This is a genomic window from Curtobacterium sp. PhB128 (assembly GCF_004340725.1).
Lineage (GTDB): Bacteria > Actinomycetota > Actinomycetes > Actinomycetales > Microbacteriaceae > Curtobacterium.
In genome coordinates this window covers 93,844-109,106 of record NZ_SLUR01000012.1, presented here as the reverse complement: position 1 = coordinate 109,106, position 15,263 = coordinate 93,844, and the positions used below count along the sequence as shown (strand labels likewise).

Below are 15,263 nucleotides of genomic sequence, written 5' to 3'. Positions count from 1 at the left end.
CCGCTAGAACTGGTCGCGCAGCCAGGACGGCCCGTGCACCACGGCACCGAGCGCCTCGACGCGGGCACGGAGCTCCCGGTCCGCCGTGACGACCACGACGGGACCGTCGCCGGCGTCCACCGCGGCACGAGCGACGTCCACGATGGCGTCGTCCCCCGAACCCGGCGCTGCGACGACGTCGAGTGCACGGGGCAGTGCGCCGTGCAGTGCGCCGTCCGACGACCCGGAGGTGCCCCGGGCCTCGCGGGCCTCGCCCTCGAGCACCACGGTCCACCGCGGCCACCAGCGAGCGAACGGCAGCGCCAGCACGTCGGCGGTCACCCCGGACTCGGCGAGCGCCGTCACCGACGAGAGCAGGCGTGCAGCGGCTCCCGCCCGGTCCTTCCACCAGCCGTCGGGCACGCTGCCGACGACGTTCGCCGCGTCGACCACGACGTGCGGGGTGGTGGTGAGGGACGCGCGGAGCGCCGGCCACGACCTCCCGAACCCGGGGTGCAGGGGCAGGTCGTCGACCTCGTCGACGGGGATCCAGGACAGGGCGAGGCTCTCGCGGTCCGCGATCACCGGTTCGAACGGCCGAGCGGCACGCCCCACCACGGTCGTGTAGGTCCAGAACCCGAGGTCGAGCAGTGCCGTGTGGCGCAGGTCGACGCCGTCGTGCGGCACACCGGCTTCCTCGGCGGACTCGCGGAGCGCACCGGTGACGGCCTCCTCGCCCTGGTGACGTGCGCCGCCGGGGATGCCCCACGTGCCGCCGTGGTGGCTCCACTCGACGCGGTGCTGCAGGAGCACGCGTCCGGCGCCGTCGTCGACGAGCAGCCCCGCGGCGCCGAAGAGTCCCCAGGCCTTGGTGCCGTCGGGACCGACCGCCCAGGCGTCGCCGGGGTCGCGGGGGCCCGGTGGCGGTCCGGGAGGCGTGGAGTCTGGCACACACCAACCCTGTCACACGGTGCAGGGCATGTGACCGGAGACGACGACGCCGGAGACGACGACGCCGGAGACGACGAGCCGTGGCCCGGCGCAGCTGCTCGTGTACGGTGTCGATCGAGACACGGGGTGCCGCAACCAGCGGCTGAGATCACACCCGTCGAACCTGCTCGAGCTCGTACTCGCGAAGGGATCGTCCATGGAATCCGCTGCGCCCTCCCCTGCCTGGGCCCACCGAACCGCCGAACTGCTCGAGGCCGTCCGGGCCCGGAGCCCGTTGGTGCAGTGCATCACGAACACCGTGGTGCAGAACGTCACCGCGAACGTGCTGCTCGCCCTCGGGGCCTCGCCCGCGATGGTCGACGTGGCGACCGAGGCGGGCCCGTTCGCCCGGGTCGCCGACGCCCTGCTGGTGAACACCGGCACCCCGCACGCCGAACCCCGGGTCGCGGCGCTCGAGGCCGCGCACGCCGCCCGCAACACCGGCACCCCCTGGGTGCTCGACCCCGTCGCGGTCGGCTCGTTGCCGGTGCGCACCGCCCTGGCCCGCGACCTGCTCGCGCTGCACCCGACGGTGCTGCGCGGCAACGCCTCCGAGGTCCTCGCCCTGCTCGGCACGTCGGCCGGTGGCCGCGGTGTCGACAGCACGGTGGGTACCGAGGACGCCCGTGCGGCTGCGGTCGACGCCGTGTCCGGTCAGGCGGCCGGGAGGCTCGTGGCCGCGGTGGCCGTGTCGGGTCCCGTCGACCTGTTGGTCGCGCCGGGCACCGGTGTGGTCCGGGTCGCGAACGGCACCGAGCTGTTGACGCGGATCACCGGGGGCGGGTGCGCCCTCGGCGCGGTCGTCGCCGCGTTCACGTCGGTCGCGCCCGACGACGCCGGTGCGGCCGCCGTCGCGGCGACCGCGGTGCACACGATCGCCGCGGAGCTCGCCGCCCGCGAGGCCGACGGTCCCGGCACCTTCCAGCCGCTGTTCCTCGACCGGTTGGCGTCGCTCACCCCCGAGGACGTCGTCCGCGAGGCCCGGATCACGGTCGAGGCCGAGCCTGCGTCCCTGGTGGTGCCGGCATGAGCGGGCTGCGGGAGGACTTCGGCGTGTACCTGGTCACCGACGGCACGCTGGCAGACCGGCACGGTGTCGGTGTGCTCGGGGTGGTCCGCGCCGCGGTGCACGCCGGGGTCCGGATCGTGCAGGTGCGGGACAAGGACGCCTCGGCGCGCGACCTGCTGGCCCTGACCGCTGCCGTGGCCGACGCCGTGGGTGACCGCGCCGCAGTCGTGGTCGACGACCGGCTCGACGTCGCCCTCGCCGCTCGGCACGCGGGACACCGGGTCGCGGGGGTGCACCTCGGCCAGTCGGACGTCCCCGTGACCGCAGCTCGTGCCCTGCTCGGGCCGGACGCGCACGTCGGGTTGACCGCGAACACCCCGGAGCACCTGGCCGTCGTCGCCCGCCTGCCCCGCGGCACCGTGGACCTGCTCGGCGTCGGGGTCGTGCACCCCACCACCACGAAGGCCGACCACCCGCCGGCACTCGGGCACGACGGGTTCGCCCGGCTCGCGGAAGCGACGGACGTGCCGTGCGTGGCGATCGGCGGGGTGACCCTCGACGACGTCGCGCCGCTCCGGGCAGCGGGCGCAGCCGGGGTCGCGATCGTGTCGGGCATCTGCGCCGCGGCCGATCCCGGGTCCGCAGCGGCCGCGTACGTGGCCGCGTGGAGCTCTGGGCCCGGCCACGGAGCGGAGGCGAGGGGACCCGGTCAGGGTGATCCGGGCCTCCCGGCCGGGGCCTGGTCGTGAGCGTCCCGCGCGTCCTGGCCATCGCCGGGACCGACCCGACGGGCGGCGCCGGACTGCAGGCCGACCTCAAGGCGATCGCGGCGCACGACGGGTACGGCATGGGCGTGGTCACCGCGCTCGTCGCGCAGAACACGCACGGGGTGCGGTCGGTGCACGTGCCGGACGTCGCGTTCCTGCGGGAGCAGCTCGACGCGGTGTCGGACGACGTCACCATCGACGCCGTGAAGATCGGGATGCTCGGCACAGCACCGGTCGTCCGCGTCGTGACGGACTGGTTGCGGGAGCACCGGCCGCCCGTGGTCGTCGTGGACCCGGTGATGGTGGCGACGAGTGGTGACCGGTTGCTCGACGAGGACGCCGCCGCGGCGATGGGGGCGCTGTTCGGGCTGGCCGACCTGGTGACGCCGAACCGGGCCGAGTTGCAGGTGTTGGCGGAGCTGGCCGGGGCTGGGGCTGGTGGTGCTCGTGCTGGTGCCGCTGGTTCTGCGGCTGGTGCGGAGCCTGCGTCGTTGTCGTCGCTGGACGCTGCGCGGCTCGTGGCGTCGACGTGGGACGTGCTCGTGCTGGCGAAGGGCGGGCACGACGAGGGGCCGACCTCCGACGACGTGCTCGTGTCGCCGTCGGGGTCCGCCCGGCGGTTCACCGGTCCCCGCGTCGCGACGGCCAACACGCACGGCACCGGGTGCTCGCTGTCGAGCGCCATCGCGACGCTCGCTGCGCGGCACGGGGACTGGGAACTCGCGGTCGGGGTGGCGAAGCCCTGGCTGACGGCTGCGCTGCGGGGAGCCGATGCCCTGGAGGTCGGGTCCGGCAACGGGCCCATCGACCACGGTGCCGTGAGCCGAACGTTGCTGCCCGTGGTCCCCTTCACCGACGTGTGGTGGTCCGATGTCGGCTCCGTGCTGCAGGCCACGATCGAGTGCGGGTTCCTGGTCGGGCTGCGCGACGGGACGCTCGACGCGGACGTGTTCGCCGGGTACCTCGCGCAGGACGTGCACTACCTGCGGGCCTACGAGCAGCACCTGGCGGCGTTGGCGGCGAGCGCTGCTGGCGCTGCGGCTGCCGGCGCTGGTCGTGGTCCTGCGGCTGCCGCCTTCTGGACGGCGGCGTCCGAGGGGTGCGCCGCCGAGGCTCGCGACCTGCACCACCGACGCCTCGCCGGCACCCACGCCGACGATCCCGTCCACCCGACGTGCGCCGGGTACCTCGCACACCTGCAGGAGGCGGCGGACTCCGGGTCGGCGGCCGTGCTCGCCGCGGCGGTGCTCCCCTGCTTCCGGGTCTACGCCTGGGTGGGGGCGCAGCTCGGCTCGGCGCCGGACGGCCATCCGTTCGCCGACTGGATCACGGCGTACGGGGACCCGGGCTTCGCAGCGTCGAGTGCCGAGGCGACCCGCTTGGTCGAGGAGATGGCGGCGGCCGCGACCCCGATCGAGCGGGGGCGGATGGCGCGGGCGTTCCGCCGCTCGACCGAGTGGGAGCTGGCGTTCTTCGCGATGCCGCTGGTGGGGGCCGCTGGCGAGTTCACGTGCTGACCGACACCTCACGGGTTCGTCGACCCGCGAGGTGTCGTCTGGCGCGAAACGTCGGCGCGGGTGTCCTCAGCGGGCCGGCGGCGGCAGGCGCACCAGCTCGACGGCCAGGTCGGCGCCGGTCACCGTCCCGCGCATCCACGTGAAGTCCGGCTGCCGACGGCGATCGGTCGGCGAGCCGGGGTTGAGCAGCCGCAGCCCGGTCGGTGCGACGGTGTCCCAGGGGATGTGCGAGTGCCCGAAGACGAGCACGTCGACGTCCGGGTACTCGGCGGCCGCCCGGCGCTCCCGGCCCGTCGCGGCACCGGTCTCGTGGACGAGCGCGAACCGCAGGTCCTCGACCGCGAAGTGCGCGACGAGCGGCAGCCGGTCGTCGAACTCGGGGCCGTCGTTGTTGCCGCGCACACCCTCGAACCGGTGGGATCGGGCCTGCACGGCGTCGAGGGTGGCGAGGTCGACCCAGTCCCCCGCGTGCACGACGAGGTCGGCGGCGTCGACTTCGGCCCAGAGCGCCGCGGGCAGGTCCTTCGCCCGCTTCGGCAGGTGCGTGTCGGAGAGCAGGACGAACGACGTGGTCACGTCGAGGATCGTCCGGGCATCGGCAGTCCGGCCTCGTCCGAGGCGCCGAGCCGTTCGAGCAGTCCGGCGAGCAGGGCGATGTCGTCGTCGGACCAGCCGGCGAGCCGTTCCTCCAGCGCATCCCGGTGCAGCTGCACGGAGCGTTCGAGCGCGGTGCGACCGGCGTCCGTCGCCACGAGGGGCTTCGCGTTGCCGGTACCGCCGTCGGTCGTCTCGATCAGCTTCGTGGCGAGGAGCCCGGACAGCTGCCGCGAGATCGTCGAGCGGTTCAGGCGCAGGTACCGGGCGATGTCGATGGCCATGCAGCCGGGGTGCTGCACCACGAAGTCGACGAGGGACTGGTCGACCACGCTCAGTGCCTGGTCGGACCCGCGGGCACGGATGCTCGCACGTCGGGTGATCCGGGCGAGCTCGGTGTACGCCCGGCCGATCTCGCTGTTCCGGATCCCGGAGCTCGGGTGGTCCATCGTGGCTCCAGCCTTTCGGTGCCGGCGCCGGCCGGCGGTCTTCTGTGCCGACACCATACCGGTCGGTACGCGAGATTCGGGCTCAGTGACCTGCAGCTGCGGCCCGGAGCGCGGGGATGTCGAGCTTCTGCATCGTCATCATCGCCTGGAAGACACGGGCGTTCGCCTCGGGGTCGCCCGAACCGGTCATGAGCTCACCCATCATCGACGGGGTCACCTGCCAGGCGACACCCCAGCGGTCGAACAACCAGCCGCACATGCTCGGCTTCCCGCCGTCGGCGAGCAGGGCGTCCCAGATGCGGTCGAGTTCGTCCTGCGTGTCGACGTCGACCTGGAACGAGACGGCATCGGTGTGCGGGTGTCCCGGGCCGCCGTTCATCGCCCGGTACGGCTGCCCGAGCAACGTGAACTCGACGACCAGGGTCGCGCCGTCCGGGGTCTTCGCCACACTGTCGACCGAACTACCGGGGAACAGGTCGACGTAGTACCGGGCGGCTTGCTCGGCTTGGTCCTCGTACCAGAGGAAGGGGGTGATGGTGGGCATGGGGCGCTCTTCTCGCGTCGGCTCAGTCCGCGGCACTGCGGATGAGCAGGTCTGACTTCTCGGGGTGCTCGTCGAACCACTTGCCGACGAACCAGCACATCGGCACGACCCGCTTCGTCGAGTTCGTCTCGACGTCGGCGACCGCGTACTCGACGAGCTCGGCCGCGTAGCCGTGCCCGCGGTGCTTCGGCACCGTGTACGTGTGCGGGAACGCGATCGCGTCGCCGTTCTCGCGGTAGTCGAGCACGCTCACGAGCTCGCCGCCGACGTACATCGCGTAGCGGTCCTGGTCGGTCTCGTCGCGGAACTCGTGGTCCATGCCGCCATCATGCTCCGCCCGGGGCGCACGTGCCCCACCGGGAATGCTCGTGGCCGCCGAGCGTTGGATGGACACCATGACAACGATCGGCATCATCGGCGCAGGCAACATCGGATCCCAACTCGCACGGCTCGCGGTGCAGCACGGCCACCAGGTCGTGATCGCGAACTCCCGCGGCCCCGAGACCCTGGCCGACCTCGTGGCCGAACTCGGCGACCAGGCCCGTGCGGTCACCCGTGACGAAGCTGCCGCCGCCGGCGAGGTCGTCGTCGTGACGGTGCCGCTCGCTGCCATCGAGACGATCCCGGCGGGGCCGCTCGTCGGCAAGGTCGTCATCGACACGAACAACTACTACTGGGAGCGCGACGGCCACATCGCCGCGCTCGACGACGAGTCGACGACGACGGCCGAGCTGCTGCAGGACCACCTGCCCGGCGCCCGGGTCGTCAAGGCGTTCAACCACATCGGCGCCGCAGACCTGACCGGCCACGCCACCCCGGCCGGCACACCGGACCGTCGCGCCCTCGTGATCGCAGGCGACGACGCCGAGGCGAAGCAGGTCACCGCTGACCTCATCGACGAGTTCGGCTTCGACGTCGTCGACGCCGGACCCCTCGCCGAGGGCTGGCGCATCCAGCGGGACACCCCCGGCTACGGCCCGCGCCTGACCGCCGACCAGCTGCACGAAGCACTGCAGGCAGCCACCCGCTGACGCCCCCGAGTCTCGGCCCCGCCGCCGCGAGACTCGCGCTGGGCGACAGTCCTCGGGCCGACAGCCGCGAGAACTGTCGCTCACGCCGAGACTCGGCCCCGCGGGCGGCCGCGGGCCGCGGCCCGCCTACGCCCGGTCGAAGATGACCGTCATGTCGGCGATGTCGTCCTCGGTCGGCTCCCACGTGGTGCCGGCCTCGACGTTCTGCGTGATCTGCTCCGGCTTCGTCGCCCCCGCGATGACGCTGGACAGCCCCGGCTGCGCGAGCAACCACGCGAAGGTCGCCTGCAGCATCGTGACGCCGCGGTGGTCGCAGAAGCGCTGGTAGTCGTCGAGCACGTCCCACGGGGCGTCCTCGAGCAGCTGCGGCTTCGACGTCGACAGACGCCCGTCGGCCGGACCCCCGGCCTTCGTGTACTTGCCGGTCAGCAGCCCGTTGTAGAGCGGGAAGAACGGCAGGAACCCGAGGGCGTAGGCGCGGACGGCCGGCAGCACCTCGGCCTCGGCGGCACGGGCGAGCGGGCTGTACTCGTTCTGCGCGGACACGAACGCCGTGGTGCCGGCGATCGACGCGGTCAACTCGGCCTCGGCGATCTGCCAGCCCGCGAAGTTCGAGTGCCCGATGTAACGGATCTTGCCCTCGCGGACCAGGTCGTCGAGGACCGACAGCGTCTCCTCGATCGGGGTCACGTCGTCGGGACGGTGCATCTGGTACAGGTCGATCCAGTCCGTGCCGAGGCGACGGAGCGACGACTCGACGGCCAACCGGACGTACCGCCGCGACCCGCGCACACCCCAGTCCGGGCCGTTCGCACCCTGCATGTCCATGCCGAACTTCGTCGCGAGCACGATCTCGTCACGCCGCCCAGCGATCGACCGGCCGAGCATCTCCTCGGACATGCCGGGCCGGCCGCCGTAGATGTCGGCCGTGTCGAAGAGCGTGACCCCGGCGTCGAGTGCCGCGCGCACGACGGCGTCGGTGCCCTCCTGCGACTCGGAGGCGGTCCCCGGCCGCCCGAAGTTGTTGCAGCCGAGGCCGACGGTGGAGACGACGAGCCCCGAGGGACCCAGTGGACGGTGTTCGATTCCGGTCATGCCCCGAACGTACCGGCGACCCCGGAACTGGGGCTGCGACATCCGCGACCGTTGCCGCTAGAACTGACGATGGATCAGTCGACGAAGGGAGCACCGCAGTGGCGTCGCATCGCATGCAGGATTCGGAACGGCCGCGCCGTCCCGTGCCGTCCTGGGTGACCGCACCGGTCGTCGAACCGGCCGCGTCCGCCGGGCGGGTCGCGTCCGACTCCGCAGCGAGCACCGGCCAGGAGGCCCGTCCCACCCCCGCCACGTCGCGCGCCGCTCACGGTGCGCCGGCTCCCACCACCGTGGTCGGCTCCGCCCCGCAGCCGACGGCCACGCTCGACCCGACGCCGGAGCCTGCGTCCATCGCCACCCTGGTCGAGGACGACGTCACGGTCCCCGACTACCCGCCGCAGCAGGACCTCCTGCCGCCGGCCCCGACCTCTCCGACCGTGCACACCGTGCCGTTCGACACCGCCGCCGTGGCCTCCGCACCGGCCCCGGTCTCACCGATCGACGCCGCTCCCCGCACCGCACCGGCCCCCGCACCGTCGCCCGTGCCCTCCGCCGGGCAGCCCCGGTTCTCGGTGCCCGGCCTGGAGCACGTCGTCGTCGAGGGCACCGAGCCCGAACCCGTCGGCCCGATCGGCTTCCGCACGCCCCGCCGCTTCGCCCACCAGCAGGCCGCCGCCACCGCCGTGACCCCGGCACCGACGCCGGCGTCCGCCCACATGCGCTCCTTCGACGCGGTCCTGCAGGCGCCGGTGTCCGCGGCTGCACCCGCGGCCACGAACGCCACCGTGCCCACGAACGCCACCGTGCCCTCGAACGCCACCGTGCCCTCGACCGCACCCGTGGCGGAGGCGAGTGCGTCCGTCGGGGCCGAGCCGGGCCTCCCGACCGAACTGCTCGACCAGCCCGTGGCCGCAGCCGCCCAGCCGGAGCCGCGCCGTGCACTCGGTGCGACGCCCGGGGCGGTCCTGGGCGCCGTCGCGGGCATCGCGACGCTCGGACTCGCGGCCTGGTGGTTCACCGCGCCGGCGACCGTGCACGGTGTCGGTGTCGTGCTCGGACTCCTCGCGCTGGTGGTGGCGCTCGTGACGCTGCGCGACCGTGCGGCGACGTGGCAGCGGCCGGTCGCGCTGCTCGGCGCCGTGCTCGGTGGCGTCGGCACGCTCGTGCTGCTGTGGGCCGTCGCGTCGGCGCTGCTGCCGCTCGCCGGGGTGACGCTGCCCGACCTGACCGGGACCGGGACGACCCCGACCCTCGCGCCGTAGCGGGCTCGGTCTCCGGTTCGGCCCCTCGGCTGGCGCGGTCAGACCGCGCGGACGACCCCGCGGGACAGGATCGCGTTCGTCAGGGCGTCGATCGGCTCGCGCTGCACCGTCGGGTTCGCGATGAGGACGTAGTCGACCGCCGGCAGGTCCGGCAGCCCGAGCCGCTGCGACACCTTCACCAGGTCCGCCGGGATGAGCGAGTGCGGGAACACCGCCACGCCGATCCCCGCGCGCACCGCCGCCAGCACGCCGTTCACGTCGCGGGTGTTGCAGGTGATCCGCCAGGTGCGGCCCGCGGCCTCGAGGGCGTCGATCGCCATCTGCCGGCTGATGCTCGGCGCCTGGTACGCGATGAGCGGCACGGGCTCGTCGCGTTCGACCGCGATGCCGTCCTGCGCCATCCACACCATCTGGTCGGTCGCGACCCGGGTGCCCTCGGCGGACTCCCCCGCGGTCTGCTTGATGAACACCAGGTCGAGCTGCCCGGCGTGCACCCGGCGCAGGAGCGGTGACGACTGGTTCACCGTCAGCTCGAGGTTCACCTGCGGGTGCAGCCGCCGGAAGTCCCGGAGGATTCGCGGCAACTGCGTGATCGCGAGGTCGTCGGCCGCACCGAACCGGAGGCGCCCACGGGTCGCCGACCCCGAGAAGTAGGCGTCCGCGGTGGCGTGCGCCGCGAGGATCGTCCGGGCGAAGCCGGCCATCGCGTCGCCGTTGTCGGTGAGGGTGACGCCACGGGTGTCGCGGGCGACGAGGGTGCGGGACACCGCGGTCTCGAGCCGCCGGACGTGCTGGGAGACGGTGGGCTGGCTGATGCCGAGGCGGGCTCCGGCCTGCGTGAAGCTCTGCGTCTCGGCGACGGCCAGGAAGGTCTGCAGCAGGACCGGATCGAGCACGGGCACCTCGTTCGTTCGCGCGGTCGTTCGCGCGGTCATTCGACATCGCAATGGATTGATAGCCACCATAGGGGTGTCGAATGGCGCCCGGCCACGTAGTTTCGTTGGGGTACCAGATCCGCAACGACGTCCGGAGAACCCCTCACCGTGAGTGCGTCATCGACGACCCTCCCCCCGCCCACCGAACCACTCCCGATCCAGGCCACCCGCCCGCCCTGGCGGCACACCCTCATCGCCCTGTCCGTGCCGAACTTCCGGCTGTTCACGGCCACCAACCTCGTCGCGATGACCGCCGGGTGGATGCAGCGCATCGCCCAGGACTGGCTCGTCCTGCAGCTGACCGGCTCGGTCGCGCAGGTCGGCATCACCGTCGCCTGCCAGTTCGCGCCGATGCTGCTGTTCGGGCTGCTCGGCGGCGTGCTCGTCGACCGGTTCTCGAAGCGCGCGCTGATGATGATCACGCAGGGCGCCTTCGCGGTGCTGTCCGCGCTGCTCGCCGTGCTGACGCTCGCCGGTGTGGTCGAGGCCTGGCACATCTGGGTGATCGCGTTCCTGGTCGGCATGGTCACCGTGATCGACAACCCGGCCCGCCAGGTGTTCGTCACCGAGATCGTCGGGCACCAGCACCTCCGCAACGCGATCAGCGTGAACTCGTCGGTGTTCCAGCTCGGCGGCATGATCGGTCCGGCGCTCTCCGGCGCACTGCTCGTCGCGGTCGGGGCCGGGTGGTCGTTCGGCGTGAACGCGATCGCCTGCGTCGCCGTCGTCGTGACGCTCGGGTTCCTGAAGGTCTCGGAGCTGCACCGCACGCCCCCGGCGCCCCGCGGCAAGGGGCAGCTGATCGAGGGGCTCCGCTACGCCGTGAACAAGCCGACGATCATCGTGCCGGTGATCCTCGTGGCGTTCTTCTCGGTGTTCGCGCTGACGATGCCCGTGCTGCTGTCGGCCTTCGCGTCACAGGTGTACGACGTCGGCGCCGCCGGGTACGGCGTGTTCAACTCGGCCGTGGCGATCGGTGCGCTCGTCGGCGCCCTGCTCTCCACGCGGCGGGCGGTCGTGCGGCTCCGGACCATCGTCGGTGGGGTGTTCTGGACCGGGGTGCTGCTCGTCGTCTCGGGGTCGATCCCCGTGATCGCGCCGTTCACCGTGGCGCTCGTCGCCGTCGGGATGTCGCAGCTGCTGTTCCAGACCGCGTCGAACTCGCTCGTGCAGCTGTCGTCGAACGTGGCGATCCGCGGCCGGGTGATGTCGCTCTACGTGCTCGTGCTGCTCGGCGGCCAGGCGATCGGTGGGCCGCTGATGGGCCAGGTCGTCGACCACTTCGGGGCGCACGTCGGGATGATGGTCGCCGGTGGGGTGCCCGCGGCGGCCGCGGCCGTGATCGCGCTCGTCCTCGCCCGCCGAGGTGGCCTGCACCTCGCCGTGCGCATGCGCCACCACGTGCCACTGCCGGCCATCGTCGCCCACTGAGCGGGGCGGTGGGCGCACCGGCGCGCCGGGCGGGAGGACCATGGCGGCGTCGCCACGAGCCTCCCGTCCGGCGCGCGCCAAGGCGTTGCGCCCCGTTGCGGGCGTCGCGCCCCGACACACAGGGGTGCAATGCCCGCAACAGGGCGCGGACGCAGTCCGGGACGGACGGGAGGCACGGGGCGGCCCCGCCACGCGCCTCCCGTCCGGTGAGCGGTTGCCTCAGTACGCCACGCCGAAACGGGCCTGGTGGTGCGCCGGGTTCGCGATCTCGTCGACGAAGGCCAGGCCGAAGTCGTCGCCGGAGATGTCCGAGTTGCCCTCGGCGTCGGTCAGCAGGACCTCGTCGGTCGTGCGGTAGGTGCCACGACGCTCGCCCGGGTTGTAGCTGCCGTAGCCGGCGGCCGGGCTGACGTAGAACCAGTCGACGTCGGTGTCCGAGGCACGGAGCGCGTCGAGGATCTGCGCGTGGCTCTTCGCCTCACCCTTGAACGCGTCCGGGAACTCGGCCGAGTCGAACAGGCGCGGTCCACCGTCGGCGACGAGCAGCGAACCGGCGCCGCCGACGATGCCGAGACGCGCACCGGCGTTGGCCGCAGCGTCGACGAAGTGCTGGAACTTATCCTTGAGCTCACTGCCGTCCGACTGGACCGCGTGCAGGGCGACGACGATGACGTCGGCGTCCTTCGTGACCTCGGCCACGAAGTCGGCGTCGAAGGCATCGCCCTGCGCCAGGGTCAGGCCCTCGGCGGCGTCGAGCTTGCTCGTGTCGCGCGCGACGGCGGTGACGGCGATGCCACGGGAGAGGGCTTCGCGGGTGATGGCGGAGCCGGCGTAGCCGGTGCCTCCGAAGACGACGATGCTGGTCATGCTGTTCCTTTCGTGGGGCTGGTGCTGCTCACCGTACAAGAGTTACTCTCTTTGAGTAAGTAGGCACCTCACGGTGCGTAACGGAGCTCGTTCGTCACGGAGGCCAGTCCAGATGTCAGCACTCGAGTACAGCCCCTACGCGGCCGACTGCCCCAGTCGCCAGCTGCTCGACCGCATCGGCGACCGGTGGAGCGTGCTGACGATCGGCACCCTCGCCGACGGGCCGCAACGGTACTCGGCGATCGCGAACCGGGTGCAGGGCGTGTCGCAGAAGATGCTCACCCAGACCCTCCGGGCACTCGAGCGGGACGGACTCGTCACCCGTACGGTGTTCCCCGAGATCCCGCCGCACGTCGAGTACGAGCTCACCGATCGCGGGCGGTCGCTCCGCCGGGTGCTCGAGCCGCTCGAGGCGTGGGCGACGTCCCACATGGACGACGTCGCGGTGTCGCGCGTGGAGTACGACGCGCGCTGAGCTGGCGGGGCGGACGGGGGCGGGGGCGCTTCGTGAGCAGAAATGGTCGGGTCCGCCGAACGCACCCGACCATTTGTGCTCACGAAGTGCCGCCACGCCCACACTCGGAATCCCCGACGGCGGCGAGTGGTTGCCTGGGGGCATGCGATCGATCGTCTACACGAAGCCCGGTGACAGCAGCGTCCTCGAACTCGTCGAGCGGGACGTCCCCGAACCCGGCGCCGGCGAGGTCCGCGTCCGCGTCGTCGTCTCCGGCGTGAACCCGACGGACTGGAAGGCCCGGGCGGGCGGTACCTACGGCGACGGCCTGCCCTTCCCCGAGATCACCCCGAACCAGGACGGCGCCGGTGTCGTCGACGCGGTCGGCCCGGGTGTCGAGGACCTCGCCGTCGGTGACCGCGTGTGGCTCTTCATGGCCGCCGCCTCGCGCCCGACCGGCACCGCACAGGAGTACACCGTCGTGCCGGAGACCCGAGCGGTCCGCCTGCCCGACGAGACGAGCTTCGACGTCGGTGCTTCGCTCGGTGTCCCGGCGATGACCGCGCACCGCGCCCTCACGACGCACGAGGACGGCCCCGCACGACTCGGCCCCGGTGCGCTCGACGGCGTCACGGTGCTCGTCGCCGGTGGTGCCGGAGCGGTGGGGCACGCGGCCATCCAGCTCGCCCGTTGGGCCGGCGCGACGGTGATCACGACGATCAGCTCGGACGACAAGGCCGCTCTCGCCACCGCGGCGGGTGCCCACCACGTCGTGAACTACCGGCAGGACGACCCCGCGGCCCGCATCCGCGAGATCGCACCGGACGGCGTCGACATCGTCGTCGAGGTGTCGATCCCCCAGAACGCCGAGCTGGTCGCCGACGTCCTCGCGAACCACGGCGTCGTGTCGATCTACGCGAACAACGGCGGCGACGAGGCCACGCTGCCGATCCGCCCGAACATGAGCGTGAACGCGCGCTACCAGTTCCTGCTGCTCTACACGATCGGCGACGAGGCCCTGTCCGCTGCGGCCGAGGACGTCACCGAGGCACTGCACGACGGTGTGCTGCCGGTCGGCGCGGACGCGGGACTGCCGCTCACCCGCTTCGACCTCGCCCGCACCGCGGACGCGCACGACGCCGTCGAGCAGGACACCGTCGGCAAGGTGCTGATCGACGTGCCCGAGGCGCAGTAGCCCCGACGCCCAGACGACGAACGGCTCCCACACCCGTGGGAGCCGTTCGTCGTGGACGGTGCGGGAAGGGTCAGCGACCCAGGCGCGCGGCGATGGCTGCGGCGACCCGGATCCGGGCTGCTTCGCGCTCGCGCTCGATGTTGGCGGCGATGACGTCGAGGTCCTCGTAGTCGGCGTCGGTGGTGGTGTCGTTCCAGTTCGGCGATGAGATCCGGGCACGCCCGAACGACGGCGGAGCAGGGTTCACGGTCGTCATGAGGGCATCGTACGTCGAGCGTCCGACAGAGCGTGTGAGCATCACGGGCCTTTCCTTGGATTGCGGTCGCGCTCGGGGAACGAGTAGGTCAACGAGAACGCCACGGCCATGAACGACGCCATCATCGCGATGTTCTTGGCGTCGAGTTCGGTGAACGCGTCGGGGACCGGGGAGTCGACGGTGAGCATGCCGAACGAGTACTGGTCGGACCGGATCACCACCGAGACGTACGACGAGTAGCGCGGTTCGAAGCCCGGCACGTCCTGGTCCACGTCGACGTCGGCCGAGCGGTCGCCGACGATCCGGGGTGATCCCCCGACCAGCACCCACTCGAGGTTGCGGTCGCCGTAGGGCGTGCCCGCGCGGAAGACCCCGGCGGTGTCGCCGGCACCCCCGTGACCGATCGGCTCGAGCGCACGCAGATCGGTGGACAGCTGGTACACGTTGGCACGGACGTCGGGCACCTTCGGCAGCAGGTAGAACGCCAGGGCCACGGCGACCCGGTCGGCGATCACGGAGAGTTCGCCGTGGCGCTCGGAACGGGGCAGTTCGGTGAACCTGACGAGCCGGGTGGCGATCTGGCCGAACGCGTACCGGACCGCCGTCGACTGTTCGAGTCCGGCCCCGGTCGCGTTCTCCTCGGCCACCGCCCGCGCAGCGTCGCTGCGTCGGGTCCGGACCACCTGCACCGCCACGGCACCGGCCAGCACGACGAGCCCGAACACGACGAGCGACAGTCGGACCGCCGGGGTGACGAACAGGTTCGGCAGCTGGAACGCCGCAGTGGGCGCGGCCGCCACCACGATCGGCCACCCGACCGTGCCGACCCGTCCTGAACGCTGTTGCCCCATGACCACGACGCTAGGTCACGCCACCGACGCAGACGGA

General features: G+C 72.6%; 18 protein-coding genes and 1 riboswitch. Of the genes, 8 read left to right on the top strand and 10 right to left on the bottom strand.

Annotation, left to right across the window (positions count from 1 at the left end; translation table 11 throughout):
- Nucleotides 1-3: 3 nt before the first annotated feature.
- Entirely contained in the window at nucleotides 4-930 is a 927-nt protein-coding gene (locus EDF23_RS17455; protein ID WP_131922587.1) for an NUDIX hydrolase, read from the bottom strand.
- A 112-nt stretch (nucleotides 931-1,042) separates the two neighbouring features.
- Nucleotides 1,043-1,138, top strand: a riboswitch (TPP riboswitch).
- Between EDF23_RS17455 and thiM the strand changes: the two genes are divergently transcribed.
- From thiM to EDF23_RS17440, 3 genes are all read left to right on the top strand, one after another.
- Entirely contained in the window at nucleotides 1,127-1,999 is an 873-nt protein-coding gene (gene thiM / locus EDF23_RS17450; protein WP_207895540.1) for a hydroxyethylthiazole kinase, read from the top strand. It overlaps the preceding riboswitch by 12 nt.
- Nucleotides 1,996-2,727 carry a thiamine phosphate synthase gene (thiE, locus tag EDF23_RS17445; RefSeq protein WP_131922586.1) on the top strand — a complete coding sequence of 244 codons (732 nt, stop codon included), beginning with the start codon at nucleotides 1,996-1,998 and terminating at the stop codon, nucleotides 2,725-2,727. The genes thiM and thiE overlap by 4 nt, the downstream gene beginning before the upstream one ends.
- On the top strand, nucleotides 2,724-4,262 hold the full coding sequence (locus EDF23_RS17440) for a bifunctional hydroxymethylpyrimidine kinase/phosphomethylpyrimidine kinase (RefSeq protein ID WP_131922585.1): 1,539 nt from the start codon (nucleotides 2,724-2,726) through the stop codon (nucleotides 4,260-4,262). The genes thiE and EDF23_RS17440 overlap by 4 nt, the downstream gene beginning before the upstream one ends.
- A gap of 66 nt (nucleotides 4,263-4,328) precedes the next feature.
- On the opposite strand, the gene EDF23_RS17435 is transcribed toward EDF23_RS17440, so the two are convergent.
- The 4 genes from EDF23_RS17435 to EDF23_RS17420 form a co-directional block, all read right to left on the bottom strand.
- A complete protein-coding gene (locus EDF23_RS17435; protein WP_131922584.1) occupies nucleotides 4,329-4,838 on the bottom strand; it encodes a YfcE family phosphodiesterase in 510 nt (169 codons plus the stop codon).
- Nucleotides 4,835-5,305, bottom strand: a complete 471-nt coding sequence (locus EDF23_RS17430; RefSeq protein WP_123939187.1) for a MarR family winged helix-turn-helix transcriptional regulator — start codon at nucleotides 5,303-5,305, stop codon at nucleotides 4,835-4,837. The genes EDF23_RS17435 and EDF23_RS17430 overlap by 4 nt, the downstream gene beginning before the upstream one ends.
- An 82-nt stretch (nucleotides 5,306-5,387) precedes the next feature.
- The gene (locus EDF23_RS17425; RefSeq protein WP_131922583.1) at nucleotides 5,388-5,849 is read right to left on the bottom strand and encodes a VOC family protein; all 462 of its coding nucleotides are present in this window, start codon (nucleotides 5,847-5,849) and stop codon (nucleotides 5,388-5,390) included.
- 22 nt (nucleotides 5,850-5,871) lie between these two features.
- Nucleotides 5,872-6,168 (bottom strand): GNAT family N-acetyltransferase, encoded by a 297-nt coding sequence (locus EDF23_RS17420; RefSeq protein WP_111087034.1) that lies wholly within the window; start codon nucleotides 6,166-6,168, stop codon nucleotides 5,872-5,874.
- Between the two features lie 76 nt (nucleotides 6,169-6,244).
- Here EDF23_RS17420 and EDF23_RS17415 point away from each other — a divergent pair, with 76 nt between their 5' ends.
- On the top strand, nucleotides 6,245-6,880 hold the full coding sequence (locus EDF23_RS17415) for an NAD(P)-binding domain-containing protein (RefSeq protein ID WP_131922582.1): 636 nt from the start codon (nucleotides 6,245-6,247) through the stop codon (nucleotides 6,878-6,880).
- A gap of 126 nt (nucleotides 6,881-7,006) precedes the next feature.
- On the opposite strand, the gene EDF23_RS17410 is transcribed toward EDF23_RS17415, so the two are convergent.
- The gene (locus tag EDF23_RS17410; protein ID WP_131846278.1) at nucleotides 7,007-7,975 is read right to left on the bottom strand and encodes an aldo/keto reductase; all 969 of its coding nucleotides are present in this window, start codon (nucleotides 7,973-7,975) and stop codon (nucleotides 7,007-7,009) included.
- 155 nt (nucleotides 7,976-8,130) lie between these two features.
- Between EDF23_RS17410 and EDF23_RS17405 the strand changes: the two genes are divergently transcribed.
- Complete coding sequence (locus tag EDF23_RS17405; protein WP_131922581.1) at nucleotides 8,131-9,237, top strand: hypothetical protein; 1,107 nt, start codon at nucleotides 8,131-8,133, stop codon at nucleotides 9,235-9,237.
- Nucleotides 9,238-9,275: 38 nt separating this feature from the next.
- Here EDF23_RS17405 and EDF23_RS17400 read toward each other — a convergent pair whose 3' ends face one another.
- Nucleotides 9,276-10,133, bottom strand: coding sequence for a LysR substrate-binding domain-containing protein (locus EDF23_RS17400; RefSeq protein WP_123292823.1), 858 nt, complete (start codon nucleotides 10,131-10,133; stop codon nucleotides 9,276-9,278).
- 147 nt (nucleotides 10,134-10,280) lie between these two features.
- Between EDF23_RS17400 and EDF23_RS17395 the strand changes: the two genes are divergently transcribed.
- Nucleotides 10,281-11,603: an MFS transporter gene (locus EDF23_RS17395; protein WP_123292432.1), complete on the top strand. Its 1,323-nt coding sequence runs from the start codon at nucleotides 10,281-10,283 to the stop codon at nucleotides 11,601-11,603.
- A 219-nt stretch (nucleotides 11,604-11,822) separates the two neighbouring features.
- On the opposite strand, the gene EDF23_RS17390 is transcribed toward EDF23_RS17395, so the two are convergent.
- Nucleotides 11,823-12,470 (bottom strand): NAD(P)H-binding protein, encoded by a 648-nt coding sequence (locus EDF23_RS17390; protein ID WP_123939193.1) that lies wholly within the window; start codon nucleotides 12,468-12,470, stop codon nucleotides 11,823-11,825.
- Between the two features lie 112 nt (nucleotides 12,471-12,582).
- Here EDF23_RS17390 and EDF23_RS17385 point away from each other — a divergent pair, with 112 nt between their 5' ends.
- Together EDF23_RS17385 and EDF23_RS17380 are read left to right on the top strand one after the other, a co-directional pair.
- Nucleotides 12,583-12,945 (top strand): helix-turn-helix domain-containing protein, encoded by a 363-nt coding sequence (locus tag EDF23_RS17385; protein WP_111086871.1) that lies wholly within the window; start codon nucleotides 12,583-12,585, stop codon nucleotides 12,943-12,945.
- 142 nt (nucleotides 12,946-13,087) lie between these two features.
- Nucleotides 13,088-14,119 carry an NADPH:quinone reductase gene (locus tag EDF23_RS17380; RefSeq protein ID WP_131922580.1) on the top strand — a complete coding sequence of 344 codons (1,032 nt, stop codon included), beginning with the start codon at nucleotides 13,088-13,090 and terminating at the stop codon, nucleotides 14,117-14,119.
- A 70-nt stretch (nucleotides 14,120-14,189) separates the two neighbouring features.
- Here EDF23_RS17380 and EDF23_RS17375 read toward each other — a convergent pair whose 3' ends face one another.
- Both EDF23_RS17375 and EDF23_RS17370 read right to left on the bottom strand, forming a co-directional pair.
- Nucleotides 14,190-14,375, bottom strand: coding sequence for a hypothetical protein (locus tag EDF23_RS17375; protein ID WP_123312988.1), 186 nt, complete (start codon nucleotides 14,373-14,375; stop codon nucleotides 14,190-14,192).
- 41 nt (nucleotides 14,376-14,416) lie between these two features.
- Nucleotides 14,417-15,226 (bottom strand): GAF domain-containing protein, encoded by an 810-nt coding sequence (locus EDF23_RS17370; RefSeq protein ID WP_131922579.1) that lies wholly within the window; start codon nucleotides 15,224-15,226, stop codon nucleotides 14,417-14,419.
- Between the last annotated feature and the right edge of the window lie 37 nt (nucleotides 15,227-15,263).